A 17,082-nucleotide genomic window follows, 5' to 3' on the forward strand; every position below is an offset into this window, starting at 1 on the left:
GCGGTCCGCGGCGTTACCCTAGGCACATGTCTACGACCGCCTTACACCCCGACGCCAACACGGCTTCCGCCGGGGAGCTGGTCGACCTCGACGCCGCGGCGGATGCGTTCGCGTTGCCGGCCGGGGTGCGCTACCTGGACACCGCCAGCAAGGGGCCGCGCCTGCATCGGGTACTGGCCGCCGGGCAGGCGGCGCTGGCCGCGTCGATCACGCCGTGGACGCTGTCCTTCGATGCCTGGCGCGCGCAGATCGAGGGCTTGCGTGCGCTGGCGGCGGACACCTTGTTCGGCGGCGACAGCGAAGGCGTGGCGATGGTGCCGTCGGCCGCCTACGGCCTGGCCATCGCGGCGCGGCAGGTGCCGTTGGCGCCGGGCGATGCGGTGCTGCTGCTCGACGGCCAGTTCCCGTCCAACCTGCTGGCCTGGCAGCAACGTTGTGCCGAGAGCGGCGCACACCTTGCGGTGGTGCGGCCGGCGCCGGGCCAGGACTGGACCGACGCGGTGCTGGCCACGCTCGACGCGCAACCGCGCGTGCGCGTGGCGACCCTGCCCAATGCCTACTGGCGCGATGGCCGCCTGCTGGATCTGGACCGCATCGCGCCGCGGGTGCATGCGGCCGGCGCGATGCTGGTGCTGGACCTGAGCCAGAGCCTGGGCGTGCTGCCGGTGCGGCTGGACGCCTGGCGGCCGGACTTCGTGGTCTCGGTCGGGCACAAGTGGCTGCTCGGGCCGATGGGGCTGGCGTGGTTGTGGGCGTCGCCGCACTGGCGCGCGCACGGCGTGCCGTTCGAGCAGCACTGGCAGGCGCGCGACCCGGGCGGCGACTGGCAGTTTCCGGCCGAAGCGCCGCCGCCCTACCGCAGCGGCGCGCGCCGCTTCGATGCCGGCGGCGTCGCCGATCCGCTGCGTCTGGCAATGGCCGACGCGGCGCTGCAGCAGTTGCAGCAGTGGCAGCCGGCACGCATCGCGCAGCGGCTTGGCGAACTCGGCGCCGCGTTCGACGCGGAACTGCGGACGCTGGGGGCGGGCGACTGGATCGCGCCCGGGCACGCGCCGCACGTTTACGCGTTGCATCCACCGGCGTCGACGATGCCGGCGTTGCTGCGGTGGCTGCAGCACGCGCAGGTCGTCTGCACGCATCGGCACGGCGCCTTGCGCATTGCGCCGTACCTGCAATTGACGCCGGAGGCGATGCGCGGCCTGGCGCAGGAGATGCTGGCTGTGGCGCGTGCCTGAAGAGGGCGACGCGTGCGGCGTTTGCGTTCGGGGTTTCCTGCGCGACGGAAATCTCGCTGACGGCGTGGTGGCGTTGGCGTCGTTCGCGGCAGCCGTCGGCGTGTGTGATGTCGTGCGCCGTGACGCAGGCAGTGCGGGAAGCGTCCCGTAGGAGCGGCTTCAGCCGCGACGGGCGGCACCGGGGACGCCTGTCGCGGCTGAAGCCGCTTCTACAGCGGAATCTGTGTCCGGTGCGGTGTGGCGAGAGCGGATCGGTAGAGGTGCTCCACGCGGAGTGTGGAAGGGGCTTCAGCCCCGACAAGCGGACACAGCCGCATGCTGTCGCGACCAAACGCTCCGTCCGCGAGGCTGCCTGCCGTTGCCGGATGGTTGGCCGAACGCGCGCCGCCAGACGTGTGGCGGCGGCTTCACCGCCGCGCGGCCAGGCGCAACCCGCGCGGGGTCAGCACCCGCTCCAACAGTTCGAACAGGCCCTGCACCAGCAGTGCCAGCAGCGCGGCCGGCACCGCGCCTTCCAGGATCAGGCCGAGATCGTCCAGGCGGATGCCGGTGAGAATCGGCTGGCCATAGCCGCCGGCGCCGATCAGCGCGCCCAGGGTCGCGGTGCCGACGTTGATCACCGCCGCGGTCTTGATGCCGGCGAGGATGGTGCGCAGCGCCAGCGGCAGTTCGATCCGCCATAGCCGGGTGCCCGGCGGCAGGCCGAGCGCGGCGGCGGTCTCGCGCAGCTCGCGGGCGATGCCGGTGAGCCCGGCATGCGTGTTGCGCACGATCGGCAGCAGGCTGTACAGGAACAGCGCGGCGATCGCCGGTTTGGCGCCGATGCCGAACAGCGGGATCATGAACACGAACACCGCCAGCGACGGCAGCGTCTGCAGCACGCCGGTCAGTGCCAGCACCGCCTGGCCCAGCCGGGGCCGGTGCGCGGCCAGGATGCCCAGCGGCAGCGCCACCAGCAGGGCCAGGCCCAACGACAGCCCGACCAGCGCCAGGTGCTCGCGGGTACGCTGCAGCAGCCGCTGCAGGCGCCCGTCCTGGGCCGGCGCGGCGATGCCCAGCCAGTCCGCGGCGATCGCGCTCTCGGCGCGCTTGTCGAGCTTGGCTTCGGCGTTGAGCCGTTGCATGGTCGCCGCGTCGATGCGCCCGCCCAGTCCCTGCAGCGCCTGCACGAAACGTGGCGCGCGCTGCGCCAGGTCGGCGCGGTACAGGAACACCGCGGCGTAGCGCGGGAAGTAGTGCTTGTCGTCCTGCAGCACCAACAGGTCGTGCGCCGGGATTTCGGCGTCGGTGCTGTACAGGTCGGTGAGGTCGATCGCGCCGCTGTCCAGCGCGCGGTAGGCGAGGTCGTGGTCCAGGCCGGTGGGGGTCTGCGGCAGGCCGTAGGCGGCGCGCACGCCGGGCCAGCCGTCGGCGCGCGAGACGAACTCGTTGCTCAGCCCGAACTTCAGCGTCGGATGCGCGGCCAGGTCGGACAGGCGCACGATGCCCAGCGCCTGCGCGCGTTGCCGGCGCATGCCCAACGCATAGGTGTTGTCGAAGCCCAGCGGCGCGCTCATCGCCAGGCCGCGTTGCGCCAGCGCACGCTGCAGGGCTGCGTCGTCGGCACCCGGCTTCTGCAGCAGCTCGGCGGCCAGGGTGCCGGTGTACTCGGCATAGGCGTCGATCGACCCTTGCTCCAGCGCGCGCCACAGGATGCGGGTGCCGCCGAGCTGGCGCCGGTGCTCGACCTCGACCCCGGCCTGGCGCCCGGCGCCGGCGGCGATCTCGCCCAGCACCACCGCTTCGGTGAAGTTCTTCGAGCCGACCACCGCCTTGGCGTCTTCGGCGGCGGCCGGCAGGCCCAGCAGCGTGGCCAGTCCGCCCAGCGCGGCCATCGCGATCGCGCGCCAGCGCGCGCCCGGCGCCGTCACCGCGCCTCCTCCAGGGTGCGCTGCGCATGCAGGAACTGGCTCACGAAAGGGTCGGCCGGCGCCTCCAGCAGGCTGCGCGCGCTGCCTTCCTGCAGCACGCGGCCGCCGCGCATCAGCACCAGGGTATCGCCGAGGTAGGCGGCCTCGGCGACATCGTGGGTCACCAGCACCACGGTCTTGCCGAGCAGTGCGAACAGCTCGCGCATCTGCGTCTGCAACTCGTGGCGCACGATCGGGTCGAGCGCGCCCAGCGGCTCGTCCAGCAGCAGCACCGGCGGGTCCAGCAACAGCGCCCGGATCAGGCCCACGCGCTGGCGCTGGCCGCCGGACAGCTCGGCCGGGTAACGCGCCAGCAGCGCCTCCGGCAGCCGGCACAAGGCCGCCAGTTCGTGCAGGCGCGCGGCGATGCGCGGCCGCGCCCAGCCCAGCGTGCGCGCCAGCAAGGCGGCGTTGTCGCGCGCGCTCAGGTGCGGGAACAGCCCACCCTCCTGGATTACGTAGCCGATGCGCCGGCGCTGCGCCAGCAGGGTGGCGCGGCGCAGCGGCTCGCCCTGGAAGCGCACTTCGCCGGCGTCCGGCCATTCCAGCCCCAGCAGCAGGCGCAGCACGCTGGACTTGCCGGCGCCGCTGGGGCCGATCAGGGCAGTGGTGCGGCCCGGGGCGATGCGCAGATCGACCCGGTCCAGTGCCAGCGTGTCGCCATAGCGGCGGGTGACACCATGCAGTTCGAACATCGCCGCAGCATAGCCGCAGGCGGCGACCACGCCGCGCGAAGACATGGTCCGCTCAGCGGGCCGCGTCGGTCAGCAGGCCCAAGGTCGGTTTCGGCCGGGTCAGGTCGTACATCAGGCCGAAATGCGCCTCCGCGCCCTGCTGGTCCGGCTGGTCGAGCAGTTCGTAGAGATTGATCTCGGCGACCACGTCGGCGTAGTCGCTGCGCAACGTCTGCAGCAGCTCCGCCACGCTGTCGTAGCAGGCGCCGTCGCCGGGATGGCCGCCATCGGTGTTGCCGGTGTACACCTCGGCGCAGTTGAGCTCGTTGACGTACACCTTGGTGCCGTACTTCTGCGCGGCGGCGCGCAGTTGTCCGAGATACAGGTCCATCCAGTAGCCGCGTTCCCCGTGGAAGGCGTAGTAGTGGAAGCTGATCCGGTCGAAGTCGAAGCCGGCGGCCTTGGCCTGCTCCAGGAACCACAGCGAGCCGTTGCGGTCGCCGGGACAGCGCGCGTTGGCCGAATGGTCGTCGCTGTTGCAGGCGGTGATGTTGATGGTGAACTGCAGGCTGGCGCCCAACTCGTCGGAGGCCTGCTTCATGCCGCGGTACATGGTGGTCATCGCCGCGATCCGCGCCGGGGCGGCGGCGCGATCCAGGTCCTGCTCGTTGCCGATCTCCCAGATCTTGATGTCGCCGGCATAGCGCCGCGCCAGCGCGTAGCCGATCTCCTGCGACATCGGATACACCATCGGCCGCAGCGCGATGTCGTACTTGCGCGAGAGCTGCACCAACCGGTCGAGCACGGTGAAGTCGCGCGGGTCCACGTCGAACCGGTAGCTGCGCAGGTTGCGCTGGTCGAGCAGGCGGAACACCGCCTCGCTCTGGCTGAGCGGGTAGGCCTGGCGGCCGTCGTGACCATTGACCCCGTACACGATGGCCGGTGCCGCGGCGGCCGGGAGGGCGGCGGCGAAGACGGCGGCGAACAACCACAGCAGCGGGCGCAGGATGGGCATGGGCATGGTTCCCAGCGGATCGGCACGGAGGAGGCGTTCGGCAGCCTAGCAAGCCTGCGCAGCGGTCTGGCCGACAATCGCGCGGACTGGGGCGCGCGTCGCAGTCCGCGGCACCAGGCAGGCCCGGTGCCGTTGCGCCGCCGTGTGCCGGCGCGGAGCGGCCGGCTCTTGCAGGGGAGGGCAGCGACACGGCGGTGTCCCCCGGAACGCGACAGGGGCCTTGCGGCCCCTGTCGGTGTACATCGTGTCGGCGCGGTGGATCAGCGCTGTATCTGCGAATTGGACTGCCCGGTGGCGGCGGACTTCTCGCCGGCGAACGGGTTGAGCTTGCGGATCATCCACGGGTACTTCGGCCAGTTGCCGGTCAGCCACGGATGCTGCGGGTCGTTGAGCTCCAGCACGCGGCGCGCATCGGCGGCCAGGGTTTTGTTGCCCAGGTGGGTGTAGGCGTCGGCCAGCACCGCCACCGCGTCGTACTGGTACGCGCTCTGCGGGTAGGTCTCCAGCAGGTAGGTGGCGCGCGAGGCGGCCGACACCCAGGCATCGCGGCGCAGGTAGTACAGCGCGTTGTCCAGCTCGTGCTGGGCGAACACGTTGCGCAGGGCGATCATGCGCTCGCGCGCGTCGGCGGCGTAGCGGCTGTTCGGGTAGCGCTCGGCGACGGTGTTGAAGTCGGCGTAGGCCTGCTGCGGAGTGGACAGGTCGCGGCGGCTGGGGTCCAGCGACCACACCCGGCGCAGGAACACCGTGTCGCGGTTGGAGTTGGACAGCCCGCGCAGGTAGTACATGTAGGCGATGTTGCGCTGGGTCGGGTAGGTGCGGATGAAGCGGTCGATGGTCGACACCGCGTCGTCGTGCTTGCCGGCCTTGTACTGGGCGTAGGCGCTCTCGATCATCGCCTGCTCGGTGTAATTGCCGTACGGGTACTGCGCGATCAGCCGCTTGAAGCTGCTCTCGGCGCCGGCCCAGTTGCCGCTCTCCATCTGCGCATGCGCCTTCTGGTAGAGCTGCTCCACCGGCATGCCTTCCTCGGGGTTCTTCTTCTGACGGTGGCAACCCGTCGCCACGACCAGCGTGACCAGCAGCAGGGCGATGAAACGGACGTGCGCGGACAGCGGGACGGAGCGTCGGATCATGGGTTCGGGCGCGGCAGGGCAGGAATACGAAGGGGCGATGATAGCCTAGTGGCCTGTCCTGCGACTGACTACGGCCGCCGCGACCCCCTTTTCCGACCCAAGCCGTGCCCCTGCCATGCCCAATACCCCCCCGGACCTCCCCGAGGACGCCGTCAGCGACGGCCCGCGCCAGGCGCGCGTCCCCGACCACGCCGCCGGCCGCCGTTTCGACGCGGTGCTGGCCGAACTGTTCCCCGAATACTCGCGTTCGCGCCTGGCCGAATGGATCAAGTCCGGCGACGCCTTGCTCGACGGCGCGCCGGCGCGGCCGCGCGACCCGCTGCGCGGCGGCGAGATCGCCAGCCTGCACGCGGTGCTGGACACCCAGACCCACGCCCTGCCCGAGGACATCCCGCTGGAGGTGCTGTACGAGGACGACCAGGTCATCGTGCTGAACAAGCCGGCCGGGCTGGTCGTGCACCCGGGCGCCGGCAATCCCAGCGGCACCCTGGTCAATGCCTTGCTGTACCGCGACCCGGGGCTGTCGGCGCTGCCGCGCGCCGGCATCGTGCACCGCCTGGACAAGGACACCAGCGGCGCCATGGTGGTGGCGCGGACCCTGCAGGCGCATACCTCGCTGGTCGCGCAGCTGTCCGCGCGCGACGTGCACCGGCAATACCTGGCGGTGGTGGTCGGGGCGCTGGTCTCCGGCGGCACCGCCAACGCACCGATCGACCGCCACCCGCGCGACCGCCTGCGCATGGCGGTGCGCGAGGACGGCCGCGACGCGGTCACCCACTACCGGCTGCGCGAGCGCTTCCGCGCCCACACCGCGCTGGAGTGCCGCCTGGAGACCGGGCGCACCCACCAGATCCGCGTGCACATGGCGCACCTGAAGCACCCGATCGTCGGCGACCCGCTGTACGGCGGTCCGCTGAAGCTGCCCAAGGGCGCCAGCGAGGAACTGATCGGCGAACTGCGCGGCTTCAAGCGCCAGGCGCTGCACGCCGAGACCCTGGAGTTCAAGCATCCGCTCAGCGGCGAGCCGGTGCGCGCCACCGCGGCGGTGCCGGCCGACCTGCAGCAGTTGCTGGCCAGCCTGCGCGCCGATGCGCAGGCCGCCGCCGAGCGGGCACGGCGGTGAGCCGGGCCGCGGTGCGTGCATCCGGCGCCCCGGCGGGAGTGCCGGATTCGGCGCGCGCGCCGGCGGGCGGAGCGTGCCGCCGATGAGCGACTTCGCCTTGCCGGCCGACTGGCCGGCCCCGCCGCGGATCCACGCCCTGACCACACTGCGCGAGGGCGCCGGCGCCTCGCAGCCGCCGTTCGACCGGTTCAACCTGGGCAACCGCAGCGCCGCCGACGGCGACGACCCGGCTACGGTGCAGCGCAACCGCGACGAACTGGCGGCGCGGCTGGCGCTGCCGACGCCGCCGCACTGGCTGCGGCAGGTGCATGGCGTGCAGGTGCTGCGCTTCGACGGGCCGCCGCACGGCACCGGCATCGCCGCCGAGCCGACCGCCGATGCCGCGGTCACCGCCGAACCGGGCGTGGTGCTGGCGATCCTGACCGCCGACTGCCTGCCGGTGGTGTTCGCCGCGCGCGACGGCAGCGAGGTCGGCGCCGCGCACGCCGGCTGGCAGGGCCTGGCCGGTGGCGTGCTGGAGGCCACCGTGGCCGCGTTGCGCACGCCGCCGGCGCAACTGCAGGCCTGGCTGGGGCCGGCCGCCGGGCCGCAGCGCTACGAGATCGGCGTCGAGGTACGCGAGGCCTTCCTGCGCCACGCTCCGGCGGCGGCCAGCGCCTTCGTCGCCACCCGTCCCGGACACTGGTTGGTGGACCTGTACGCGCTGGCGCGGCAGCGCCTGGCCGCGGCCGGCATGGACCCGGCGCAGGTCTTCGGCGGTGGCCTGTGCACCATCGCCGATGCGCAGCGCTTCTACTCCTACCGGCGCGACCGCCGCACCGGCCGCATGGCGACCCTGGCGTGGATCGCGCCCTGACCGCGCCGCTGTTCGCGCAGGTGTTGGGGCCGGCATTCGCGCAGTTGCCGCCGGTGCTGCGCGCGCTGCACACCCCGTCGCCGCAGTCGCGCTATGTCGGCCAGGCCGCGGTGCAGCGCGGCCGCCATCGGCTGCTGCCGCTGTGCGCGTGGCTGGTGCGGCTGCCGCGCACCGGGCCGGCGACGCCGGTGGAGGTGGTGTTCCGCGCCGATGCCCGCGGCGAGCGCTGGGAGCGCCGCTTCGGTGCGCACGCCATGCCCTCGCGGCTGTGGCAGCACCGTGGCCGGCTGCGCGAGCGCCTGGGGGCGGTGGTGTTCGAATTCGCGCTGCGGGTCGATGGCGCCGGCATCGAATGGCGTGCGGCGCGGGCCTGGGCCTTCGGCGTGCTGCCGCTGCCGAAGCGCTGGCTGGCCGGCGTGCACTGCCGCGAAGACCAGCGCGACGGCCGCTACGCGTTCCTGATCGCGGTGACGCTGCCGTGGATCGGTCCGTTCATCCGCTACGAGGGCTGGCTTGCGCCGGCCTGAGCCAACGCCGGCCGTGGCGCCGGCGGCGCCGGAGGACACGGCCATCGTCGTGTTCGACGGGGTCTGCGCGTTGTGCAGCCGCTGGGTGCGGTTCCTGCTGCGCCATGACCGCCGCGGCCGCTACCGCTTCGCGGCGATGCAGTCGCCGCGCGGCAGCGCGCTGTTGCGCGAGCACGGGCTGGATCCGGCCGATCCGCTGTCGTTCCTGCTGCTGACCCGGCATGGCGCCTTGACCGACTCGGACGCGGCGATCGCGGTGATCGCCGGGCTCGGCGGGGGATGGCGCGGCCTCGCGGTGCTGCGCCTGCTGCCGCGGCGCTGGCGCGACGCCGGCTACCGTGTGTTGGCGCGCAATCGCCATCGCTGGTTCGGCACCACCGCGCAGTGTTTCCTGCCGGAGCCGCAGCAGCGCGCGCGTTTTCTGCAGTGAGCGCGCCGCGCGGACCGGCTCAGCCGGCGCCGCGCGCGAACGGCACCACCTTGCTGTCGGCACCGCCAGCGCGGCCGCTGTCGAGCCGGAACACGCCGACGGCGGTGGCCAGGCCGCCGGCCTGTTCCTCCATGCTGCGCGCGGCGGCGGTGGCTTCCTCGACCAGAGCGGCATTGCGCTGGGTCACTTCGTCCAGCTGCGCCACGGTGCGGTTGACCTGTTCGATGCCGCTGGACTGCTCGCCGCTGGCGGCGCTGATCTCGCCGATCAGGCCGGTCACCCGCTGCACCGAGCCGACGATCTCGTGCATGGTGGCGCCGGCGCGGTTGACCAGCGCGGCGCCTTCGCCGACGGTGCGGGTGGACGCCTCGATCAGGCCCTTGATCTCCTTGGCCGCATCGGCCGAGCGCTGCGCCAGCGAGCGCACCTCGGCGGCGACCACGGCGAAGCCCCGGCCCTGTTCGCCGGCGCGCGCCGCCTCCACCGCGGCGTTGAGCGCCAGGATGTTGGTCTGGAAGGCGATGCCGTCGATGACCCCGATGATCTCGCCGATGCGCTGCGAGGAGACGCTGATCGCGCGCATCGTCGCCACCACCTCGTCCATCACCTGGCCGCCGGAACCGGCGATCTCGCCGGTGTTCTGCACCAGGCCGTTGGCCTGCTGTGCGTTGTCGGCGTTCTGCTTCACCGCCGAGGTCAGTTCCTCCATCGAGCTGGCGGTCTCCTCCAGGCTCGCCGCCTGCTGTTCGGTGCGGTCGGACAGGTCGGTGTTGCCCGCGGCGATCTCCCCGGCGGCGCGGCGGATGGTCTCGGCCGCATCCTGGATGCCGACGATGATCTCGGTGAGCTTGGCGACGGTGCGGTTGGTGTCCTCGCGCAGGCGCGCGAACACGCCCTGCGCCTGGCCGTCGACGCGGTGGGTGAGGTCGCCTTCGGCCAGCGCCGCCAGCGCCCCGGCCAGTTCCGCCAGGTTGCTCTCCACCGCGTCGGCGATGCGGTTGACGCCGTCGGCCAGCGACTGGAGTACGCCGTCCATCGCCGCGGTGTCGATGCGCTGGCTGAAATCGCCGTGCGCGGCGGCCTCGATCACCGTCGCCAGCGCCTGTTCGGCGGCGACCTGCGCGGTCACCTCCTCCCATTGCGCGATGGTGCCCAGGCGGCGGCCGTCGGCGCCGTTGATCGGGCTGTACACGAAGTCGATCTGGCGGCCGAAGAACGGCGCGCGCACGCGCTTGGAGCCGGTCAGCGCGCGCATGCGGTCGATCGCTGCCTGGCTGTCCGGGTAGATGTCGCCGATGCTGCCGCCGACGAACTGTTCGGCGCGGAATTCCGGGCGGAAGCGCTGCACGTCCGGCTCGATGGTGCGCAGCATCTGCAGCAGCTTGCGGTTGGCGAAATGCACGCGGCCATCGTCGTCGGCGATGCGCACCATCGTGTCGAGATCGTCCAGCGCCTGGATCACGAAGCGGCCGTGACCTAGTTCCGCCTCGGTCTGCGCCTGGCGTGCGGCCAGCGCCTGTTGCGCGTTCTGCACCGCGCGCAGCAGGGCGACCTCGGTCGCGTCGCCGGCCAGCTCCACGCGGTGCTCGAAGCGGCCTTCGCCGAGCGCCTGCAGCGCCTGGGTGGCCCGGTCCAGGGAGCGCGGCGCGCCGCGTCTGCCGGCCCAGGTCAGCGCCGCGGCAATGGCGGCGGCGGCCAGCAGTGCCGGCAGCACTCGCGGCAGCGCCGATCCGGTCGGCCCGAGCGTGCGGCCGACGTGCACGGCATAGCCGGCCAGCGCCAACAGCACCAGCACCTGGGCCAGGGCGAACAGCGCCGGATGCGGGCGCAGCCGGGAGGGGAGGGACGGGCGGCGAGCGGCGGATGGCGAGGGCATGGTGTGCACCGGCTGGGAAACAACGGGCAACGCCGCAGGGGCGACGCGATCTCGCGGGGTACCCCAGTATCGGCGCATTGCGAGGCGTGCTTGATCGCCGGCGCCTGCCGTTCGTCGGAAACTTCACATGACCTGGACGCCTGCAGGCGGCTGCGCAAGGCGCGATGGCCTGGTGCACTGCAGTGGGGCGCGCCGCGAAGGGCACGCGCGCTGGCTGCTTGCGCGGACCTGGACCTCCATGCCCGGGCGGCCCATCGCCGTCACCGGCCGCAGGCGGCCGGTGACGGGTGGGCGTGGTGCGGGCGGCTTACTTGGCCGGCGCCGCGGTGTCGGGCAGGGTCCAGGCGATCACGCTGTCGCCGGCCTTGGTGTCCATGCGGTCATGGCCGCCGATGGCGGCGACGATGTACTGCTTGCCGCCGACGGTGTAGCTCAGCGGCGCGGCTTGCGGGCCGGCCGGCACGCGCACTTCCCACAGCAGCTTGCCGGTCTGGGTGTCGTAGCCGCGCAGGAAGTTGTCCAGCGCCGCGCCGATGAAGGTCACGCCGCCGGCGGTGGCCAGCGAGCCGCTGTTGTTCGGCGTGCCCAGCTCGAACTTCATCCTCGACGGAATGCCCATCGGGCCCTGGTCGTAGCCGGTGCCCAGCGGACGCCGCCAGATCACCTGCTGGGTGCGCAGGTCCACGCCGGAGATGTAGCCCCACGGCGGCGCCACGCACGGGGTGTTCAGCGGCGACATCCACGGTTCCTTGCGCGCGCCGTAGGGCAGGCCCTCCTGGGCCATGTAGCCGGGCGTCTTGCTCTTGCCGTTGAACACCGAGACCACGCCCAGCGCCTGCATTTCCTGTCGCGGGTACACGTGTTCGGTGTAGGGCAGGCGATTGCTGTTCATCACCATGATGCCGCGCTGCAGGTCCACCGACACGCCGCCCCAGTTGATGCCGCCGTGGTTGCCGGTGAAGGCCAGCGAGCCGCCCAGGCTGGGCGGGGTGAACATGCCCTCGTAGCGCAGCCGCTTGAACTGGATGCGGCAGACCAACTGGTCGAACGGGGTGATGCCCCAGGCGTCGGATTCGACCAGGGTCTCGTAGTCCTTGCTCGGCGCGCCGACGGTGTTGGGCATGCCCGGGGACACCGGTTGGGTCTTGGCGGTCCAGTCGCCGTGGTCGGTGCCCTGCGGCACCGGCATCTGCCGCACCGGCATGATCGGCGCGCCGGTTTCGCGGTCGAGCACGAACACCTGGCCGGACTTGGTGGCCTGGATCACCGCCGGGCGGGTGCCGCCGCCGGGGACCGGGAAATCCACCAGGTTCGGCTGCGGGCCGATGTCGTAGTCCCACAGGTCGTGGTTGACCGTGCGGAAATGCCAGCGTTCCTTGCCGGTGGCCGCATCCAGCGCGACCAGCGAGGCGGTGTATTCCTCTTCCTGCGGCGTGCGCTGCTTGCCGAAGAAATCGCCGGAGGCGTTGCCGGTGGGCAGGTAGACCAGGCCCAGCTGATCGTCGGCGGCCATCAGCGACCACACGTTCGGGGTCGAGCGGGTGTAGGTCTGCCCGGCCGGCGGGGCCGCATGGACCGCCGGGTTGCCCAGGTCCCAGGCCCAGCGCAGTTGTCCGCTGACCGCGTCGAAGGCGCGCACCACGCCGGACGGCGCGTCGCGCTCCTGGCCGTCGCGAACCTGCCCGGTGGGCTGGATCACCACGCCGCGCATCACCACCGGCGGCGAGGTCGGGCCGACGAAGCCCGGCTTGGTGTTGCCGGTGTCCTTGTTCAGGTCGACATAGCCATGCGTGCCGAAGCTGTCGCAGAGCTTGCCGGTGAGCGCGTCGAGCGCGCCCAGGCGGCCGTCCACCATCGGCCAGAAAATGCGCTTGGCGCATTCGGCGACCGGCGTGGTGGCCTCGAAGTAGGACACGCCGCGGCAGGTGGTGGCGGCGACGCCGGCCATCGCCTTGGGATCGGTGTGCGGATCGAAGCGCCAGCGTTCCTTGCCGGTGGTGGCCTCCACCGCGATCACCTTCTGCGTGGGCGTGCAGATGTAGACCAGGTCGCCGACCTTCAGCGGGGTGTTCTGGAACGCGTAGCCGAGCTTGGAGCCGGCCGGCTTGAGGTCGCCGGTGTGGAATTCCCAGGCGATCTTCAGGTCCTTGACGTTGTCCGGGGTGATCTGCGCGCCGGGGCTGTAGTGGTTGGACAGGTTGGACCCGGCATAGGCGGTCCAGTTGCCGGCATCGTGGTTGGCGGCGACGTTGCCGTCGGGGCTGTCCACCGTCGCGCGGCTGAAGGCGGCCTGCGGGCGTTGCGCGGCCAGGCCGGGGTCGGCCAGCTCGACGGTGCGCGGGAACAGCAGCGGCACGAACACCAGCGCCGCACCGAGCACCGGCAACACGCCGGCGACCAGCAGGTAGCCGATCCAGGAGACCGGCGCCAGGCGCCAGCGCGCGACCTTCCAGAACGGCAACAGCAGCAGGCCGAGCACCGAGACCATCGCCAGGCGCGGGATCAGCGCCCAGCCGTCCAGGCCGACCTCGGCCAGGGCCCAGGCGATGGTCGCGGCCAGGGTGACGCCGAACAGCCACAGGCCGGCGCGGCGGCCCAGCGCGAGCAGCAGGCCGGACGCGGCCAGCGCCACTCCGGCGAGCAGGTAGTACCAGGAGCCGCCGACGGCGACGAGTTGCCCGCCCATGACGGCGAGCGCGACGCCGATCGCGGCGATGAGGAGGGCATAGCCGGCGAACAACCAGCGGCCGGGGGCATTCGGTGGGGAAGAAACGGTCATGAGCAAAACATCCGACGAGGATCCCTGGCGCGTGGCGCGACTGGCGGCGTTACAGGCGGATCGTGGGGGGGAGGGGCGATGGCGGGGTCGCGAGGACGGCGCGCATCGCAAGACAGCGAGCGCGTCTGCGCCGTTTCGAAACGCACGGAAAGGCGCAGCGCCCGCCTATTTTAGGCGGCGCCGGTGGTCGGGCGGTGATGGCATGCGGAACACTGCGTCATGCGGCGCCTTGGCGCCGCCGCAGGGCGTTGGCGCGCGGCGCGCGGGCTGCGCGCCGCGTCGGTCGTGCAGGGCCGCGCTTACCGGAGGCTTTCCAGCGCCTGCAGATAGCGCTGGCGCCAGGCGTTGATGTCGTGCTTGCGCAGGTGGTCCATCATCGCCTGCCAGCGTTCGATGCGCTTGGGCTTGGGCAGCGACGCGCCGGTGGCGATGGCGTCGGCGACACCGTCCAGGTCGTGCGGATTGACCAGCAGCGCCTCCTTCAGTTCGTCGGCGGCGCCGGCCAGCAGCGACAGCACCAGCACGCCGGGATTCTCCGGATCCTGCGCGGCCACGTATTCCTTGGCCACCAGGTTCATGCCGTCGCGCAGCGGCGTCACCAGGCCGACCTGCGCGGCGCGGTAGAAGCCGGTCAGGGTGGCATGGGTGAAGTTGCGGTTGACGTAGCGCAGCGGGGTCCAGTCCGGCTCGGCGTGGCCGCCATTGATGTGACCGGCGATCTGTTCGAGCTGGTTGCGCAACTGCTTGTATTCGGTGACGTCGCCGCGCGAGACCGGCGCGATCTGCAGGTAGGTCAGGCTGCCGCGCTGGTCCGCATGCCGCTCCAGGTAGCGCTCGAAGCCGAGGAAGCGTTCCGGCAGGCCCTTGGAGTAGTCCAGCCGGTCCACGCCGATCGCCAGCTGGCGATCGCGCAGGCTGCTGCGCAGGTCGCGCACCGCCGGCTTGGACATCGCCGCGCGCGCCTGCTGCGCGATCAGTTCGGTGTCGATGCCGATCGGGAACATGGCCGCGCGGAAACGGCGCCCGCCCGGCGCTTCCAGCAGGCCGTCCTTGATCACCTTGCCGCCGCCGAACAGGCGCACGTAGGCCTGGAAGCGGTCGACGTCGCGGCGGGTCTGGAAGCCGATCAGGTCGTAGGCGTAGAAGCCGGAGAACAGCCGCGCGTGGTCCGGCAGCGCCTGGATCAGGTCGGCCGAGGGGAACGGCACGTGCAGGAAGAAGCCGATGCGGCAGCCGATGCCGCGCTCGCGCAGCAGCGAGGCCAGCGGGATCAGGTGATAGTCGTGGATCCACACCGTGTCGTCCTCGCGCAGCAGCGGCGCGAGCTTGTCGGCGAACATGGCGTTGACCCGGCGATAGCCCTCGCGGGTGGCGCGGTCGTAGTCGACCAGGTCCAGGCGGAAGTGCAGCAGCGGCCACAGCGTGCGGTTGGCGAAGCCGTTGTAGTATGCGTCCAGGTCGGCGCGATTGAGGTCCATGGTGACGAAGCGGATGTCGCCCTGGGTCTGTTCGTGCATGGCGCCGCTGTCGCCGCGCACGGTCTTGCCGCTCCAGCCGAACCACACGCCGCCGCGCTCCTTCAGCGCCGCCAGCAAGCCCACCGCCAGGCCGCCGGCGCGGTTCTCGCCGGGCAGCGCCACACGGTTGGAGACCACCACCAATCTGCTCATGACGCCTCCTGCCAACTACGCGACAAGCGCATGGCGGCGATGATCAGGCCGACATGCGAGTAGGTCTGCGGGAAATTGCCCCAGGCTTCGCCGTTGTCGAAGGCCAGGTCCTCCGACAGCAGGCCCAGGTGATTGCGTCGGGCCAGGATGCGCTCGAACAGCTCGCGCGCCTCCTCCTTGCGGCCGATCGCGGCCAAGGCGTCGATGTACCAGAACGTGCAGATGGTGAAGCTGGTTTCCGGTTCGCCGAAATCGTCCGGCGCCACGTAGCGGTACAGCGCATCGCCATGCTTGAGGTCGCGGCCGATCGCCTCGACCGTGGCGACGAAGCGCGGATCGTCCGGGGCGATGAAGCCGATGTCGGCCAGCAGCAGCAACGAGGCGTCCAGCCGGTGGCCGTTGAAGGTGTCGGTGAAGTGTCCCAGCTCCGCGCTCCAGGCGTCGGCGAGCACGCGCTCGCGGATCCGGTCGGCACGGTCGCGCCAGTGCGCCACGCGTTCTTCCAGGCCCAGCCGCGCGGCGATCTTGGCCAGGCGGTCGCAGGCGGCCCAGCACATCGCGCTGGTGTAGGTGTGCACCTCGGCGCGGCCGCGGAATTCCCACAGGCCGGCGTCGGGCACGTCGTGCAGCGCGAAGGCGCGCTCGCCCAGCGGCTCCAGGCGCAGGAAGGTGTGGGCGTCGCCTGGGTCCTTCAGGCGCAGGTCGAAGAACAGTTGGGTGGAGGCCAGCACCACGCTGCCGTACACGTCGTGCTGCTTCTGGATCCAGGCCAGGTTGCCGCGCCGCACCGGGCCCATGCCGCGGTAGCCGGCCAGCGACTCGACCTCGTGTTCCTCCAGCGCCGCCTCGAAGCCGATGCCGTACAGCGGCTGCAGGCTGCCGTCGGTGGTGGCGATGTTGAAGATGTAGCCGAGGAACTGCTCCATGGTGCGGGTGGCGCCGAGCCGGTTCAGCGCGCGCACCACGAAGGCGGCGTCGCGCAGCCAGCAGTAGCGGTAGTCCCAGTTGCGCGGGGTGTCCGGCGCTTCCGGGATGGAGGTGGTCATCGCCGCGATGATCGCGCCGCTGTCCTCGTACTGGCACAGCTTCAGGGTGATCGCGCTGCGGATCACCGCGTCCTGCCAGTCCAGCGGCACCGACAGGTAGCGCACCCACTCGCGCCAGTATTCCTCGGTGCGTTCCTGCGCTTCCTGGATGTAGCCGGTCAGCGAGCGGGTCAGCGATTCGTCCACGCCCAGCATCAGGTTGACCGGGTGGTTGAGCACGAACGGCAGCTCGTCGCGGATGAAGCGCACCGGCACGTCGGTGGTCAGGCGCAGGGTGAAGTCCGGCAGCAGCCAGCGCACGTGGTTGCTGCCCCAGGTACGCTCCGGCTGGCGCGCGCCCCAGTCGGCCAGCGGCCGCGCGCGCACGCGGATGCGCGGGTTGCCGGCCAGCGGCCGCACCTGGCGGATGATGCTGACCGGGCGGTAGAAGCGCCCGTGGTTGCGCCAGCGCGGCGCGAAGTCGATGACCTCCACCGCGCCGCCGTGGGCGTCGCGCAGCACCGTGCGCAGGATCGCGGTATTGGCCAGGTAGTGCTGGTCGCTGTCGACGAAGTCTTCCAGCTCGATGCTGAAATCGCCGCCGGGGTGCGCGCGTGGCGACAGCAGCGCGCAGAACGCCGGGTCGCCGTCGAAGGCCGGCAGGCAGCTCCACACCACGCTGGCCCGTTTGTCGATCAGGGCGCCGAAGCTGCCGTTGCCGATGACGCCGAGGTCGAGATTGGGGGAACTCATGGAGCGGGCGGGTCCTTGTGCGGGAGCAGTGGGG

Annotated in this window: 13 protein-coding genes; 5 read left to right on the top strand and 8 right to left on the bottom strand. The window is 71.8% G+C overall.

From position 1 onward, the window contains the following. The first annotated feature begins 26 nt into the window (after positions 1-26). The gene (locus tag AC1PME_RS05710) at positions 27-1,235 is read left to right on the top strand and encodes an aminotransferase class V-fold PLP-dependent enzyme (RefSeq protein WP_481097575.1); all 1,209 of its coding nucleotides are present in this window, start codon (positions 27-29) and stop codon (positions 1,233-1,235) included. A gap of 407 nt (positions 1,236-1,642) precedes the next feature. Here AC1PME_RS05710 and AC1PME_RS05715 read toward each other — a convergent pair whose 3' ends face one another. The 4 genes from AC1PME_RS05715 to AC1PME_RS05730 form a co-directional block, all read right to left on the bottom strand. Then, positions 1,643-3,109 carry an ABC transporter permease/substrate-binding protein gene (locus AC1PME_RS05715; protein ID WP_481098076.1) on the bottom strand — a complete coding sequence of 489 codons (1,467 nt, stop codon included), beginning with the start codon at positions 3,107-3,109 and terminating at the stop codon, positions 1,643-1,645. Positions 3,110-3,141: 32 nt separating this feature from the next. After that, positions 3,142-3,879: an ATP-binding cassette domain-containing protein gene (locus AC1PME_RS05720; RefSeq protein ID WP_307552874.1), complete on the bottom strand. Its 738-nt coding sequence runs from the start codon at positions 3,877-3,879 to the stop codon at positions 3,142-3,144. Positions 3,880-3,931: 52 nt separating this feature from the next. Then, positions 3,932-4,873 carry a hypothetical protein gene (locus AC1PME_RS05725; RefSeq protein ID WP_481097576.1) on the bottom strand — a complete coding sequence of 314 codons (942 nt, stop codon included), beginning with the start codon at positions 4,871-4,873 and terminating at the stop codon, positions 3,932-3,934. 260 nt (positions 4,874-5,133) lie between these two features. Continuing rightward, a complete protein-coding gene (locus AC1PME_RS05730) occupies positions 5,134-6,009 on the bottom strand; it encodes an outer membrane protein assembly factor BamD (RefSeq protein WP_481097577.1) in 876 nt (291 codons plus the stop codon). Between the two features lie 115 nt (positions 6,010-6,124). Here AC1PME_RS05730 and rluD point away from each other — a divergent pair, with 115 nt between their 5' ends. The 4 genes from rluD (at position 6,125) to AC1PME_RS05750 (ending at position 8,945) form a co-directional block, all read left to right on the top strand. Next, entirely contained in the window at positions 6,125-7,132 is a 1,008-nt protein-coding gene (gene rluD / locus AC1PME_RS05735; protein ID WP_254460699.1) for a 23S rRNA pseudouridine(1911/1915/1917) synthase RluD, read from the top strand. Positions 7,133-7,214: 82 nt separating this feature from the next. Then, positions 7,215-7,988 carry a peptidoglycan editing factor PgeF gene (gene pgeF / locus AC1PME_RS05740; protein ID WP_481097578.1) on the top strand — a complete coding sequence of 258 codons (774 nt, stop codon included), beginning with the start codon at positions 7,215-7,217 and terminating at the stop codon, positions 7,986-7,988. After that, complete coding sequence (locus AC1PME_RS05745; protein WP_254460701.1) at positions 7,973-8,515, top strand: DUF4166 domain-containing protein; 543 nt, start codon at positions 7,973-7,975, stop codon at positions 8,513-8,515. The genes pgeF and AC1PME_RS05745 overlap by 16 nt, the downstream gene beginning before the upstream one ends. After that, positions 8,502-8,945, top strand: coding sequence for a thiol-disulfide oxidoreductase DCC family protein (locus AC1PME_RS05750; protein ID WP_254460702.1), 444 nt, complete (start codon positions 8,502-8,504; stop codon positions 8,943-8,945). The genes AC1PME_RS05745 and AC1PME_RS05750 overlap by 14 nt, the downstream gene beginning before the upstream one ends. A gap of 19 nt (positions 8,946-8,964) precedes the next feature. On the opposite strand, the gene AC1PME_RS05755 is transcribed toward AC1PME_RS05750, so the two are convergent. The 4 genes from AC1PME_RS05755 to AC1PME_RS05770 all read right to left on the bottom strand — a co-directional run bounded on the left by AC1PME_RS05755 (position 8,965) and on the right by AC1PME_RS05770 (position 17,048). Continuing rightward, positions 8,965-10,821: a methyl-accepting chemotaxis protein gene (locus AC1PME_RS05755; protein ID WP_481097579.1), complete on the bottom strand. Its 1,857-nt coding sequence runs from the start codon at positions 10,819-10,821 to the stop codon at positions 8,965-8,967. A gap of 307 nt (positions 10,822-11,128) precedes the next feature. After that, positions 11,129-13,600: a membrane-bound PQQ-dependent dehydrogenase, glucose/quinate/shikimate family gene (locus AC1PME_RS05760; RefSeq protein ID WP_481097580.1), complete on the bottom strand. Its 2,472-nt coding sequence runs from the start codon at positions 13,598-13,600 to the stop codon at positions 11,129-11,131. Positions 13,601-13,899: 299 nt separating this feature from the next. Continuing rightward, complete coding sequence (otsA, locus tag AC1PME_RS05765; protein ID WP_307549145.1) at positions 13,900-15,270, bottom strand: alpha,alpha-trehalose-phosphate synthase (UDP-forming); 1,371 nt, start codon at positions 15,268-15,270, stop codon at positions 13,900-13,902. Further along, complete coding sequence (locus AC1PME_RS05770) at positions 15,267-17,048, bottom strand: glycoside hydrolase family 15 protein (protein ID WP_254460705.1); 1,782 nt, start codon at positions 17,046-17,048, stop codon at positions 15,267-15,269. Before AC1PME_RS05770 ends, otsA begins: the two co-directional genes overlap by 4 nt. Positions 17,049-17,082 lie beyond the last annotated feature (34 nt).

The organism is Xanthomonas sp. NCPPB 901 (genome assembly GCF_056725085.1).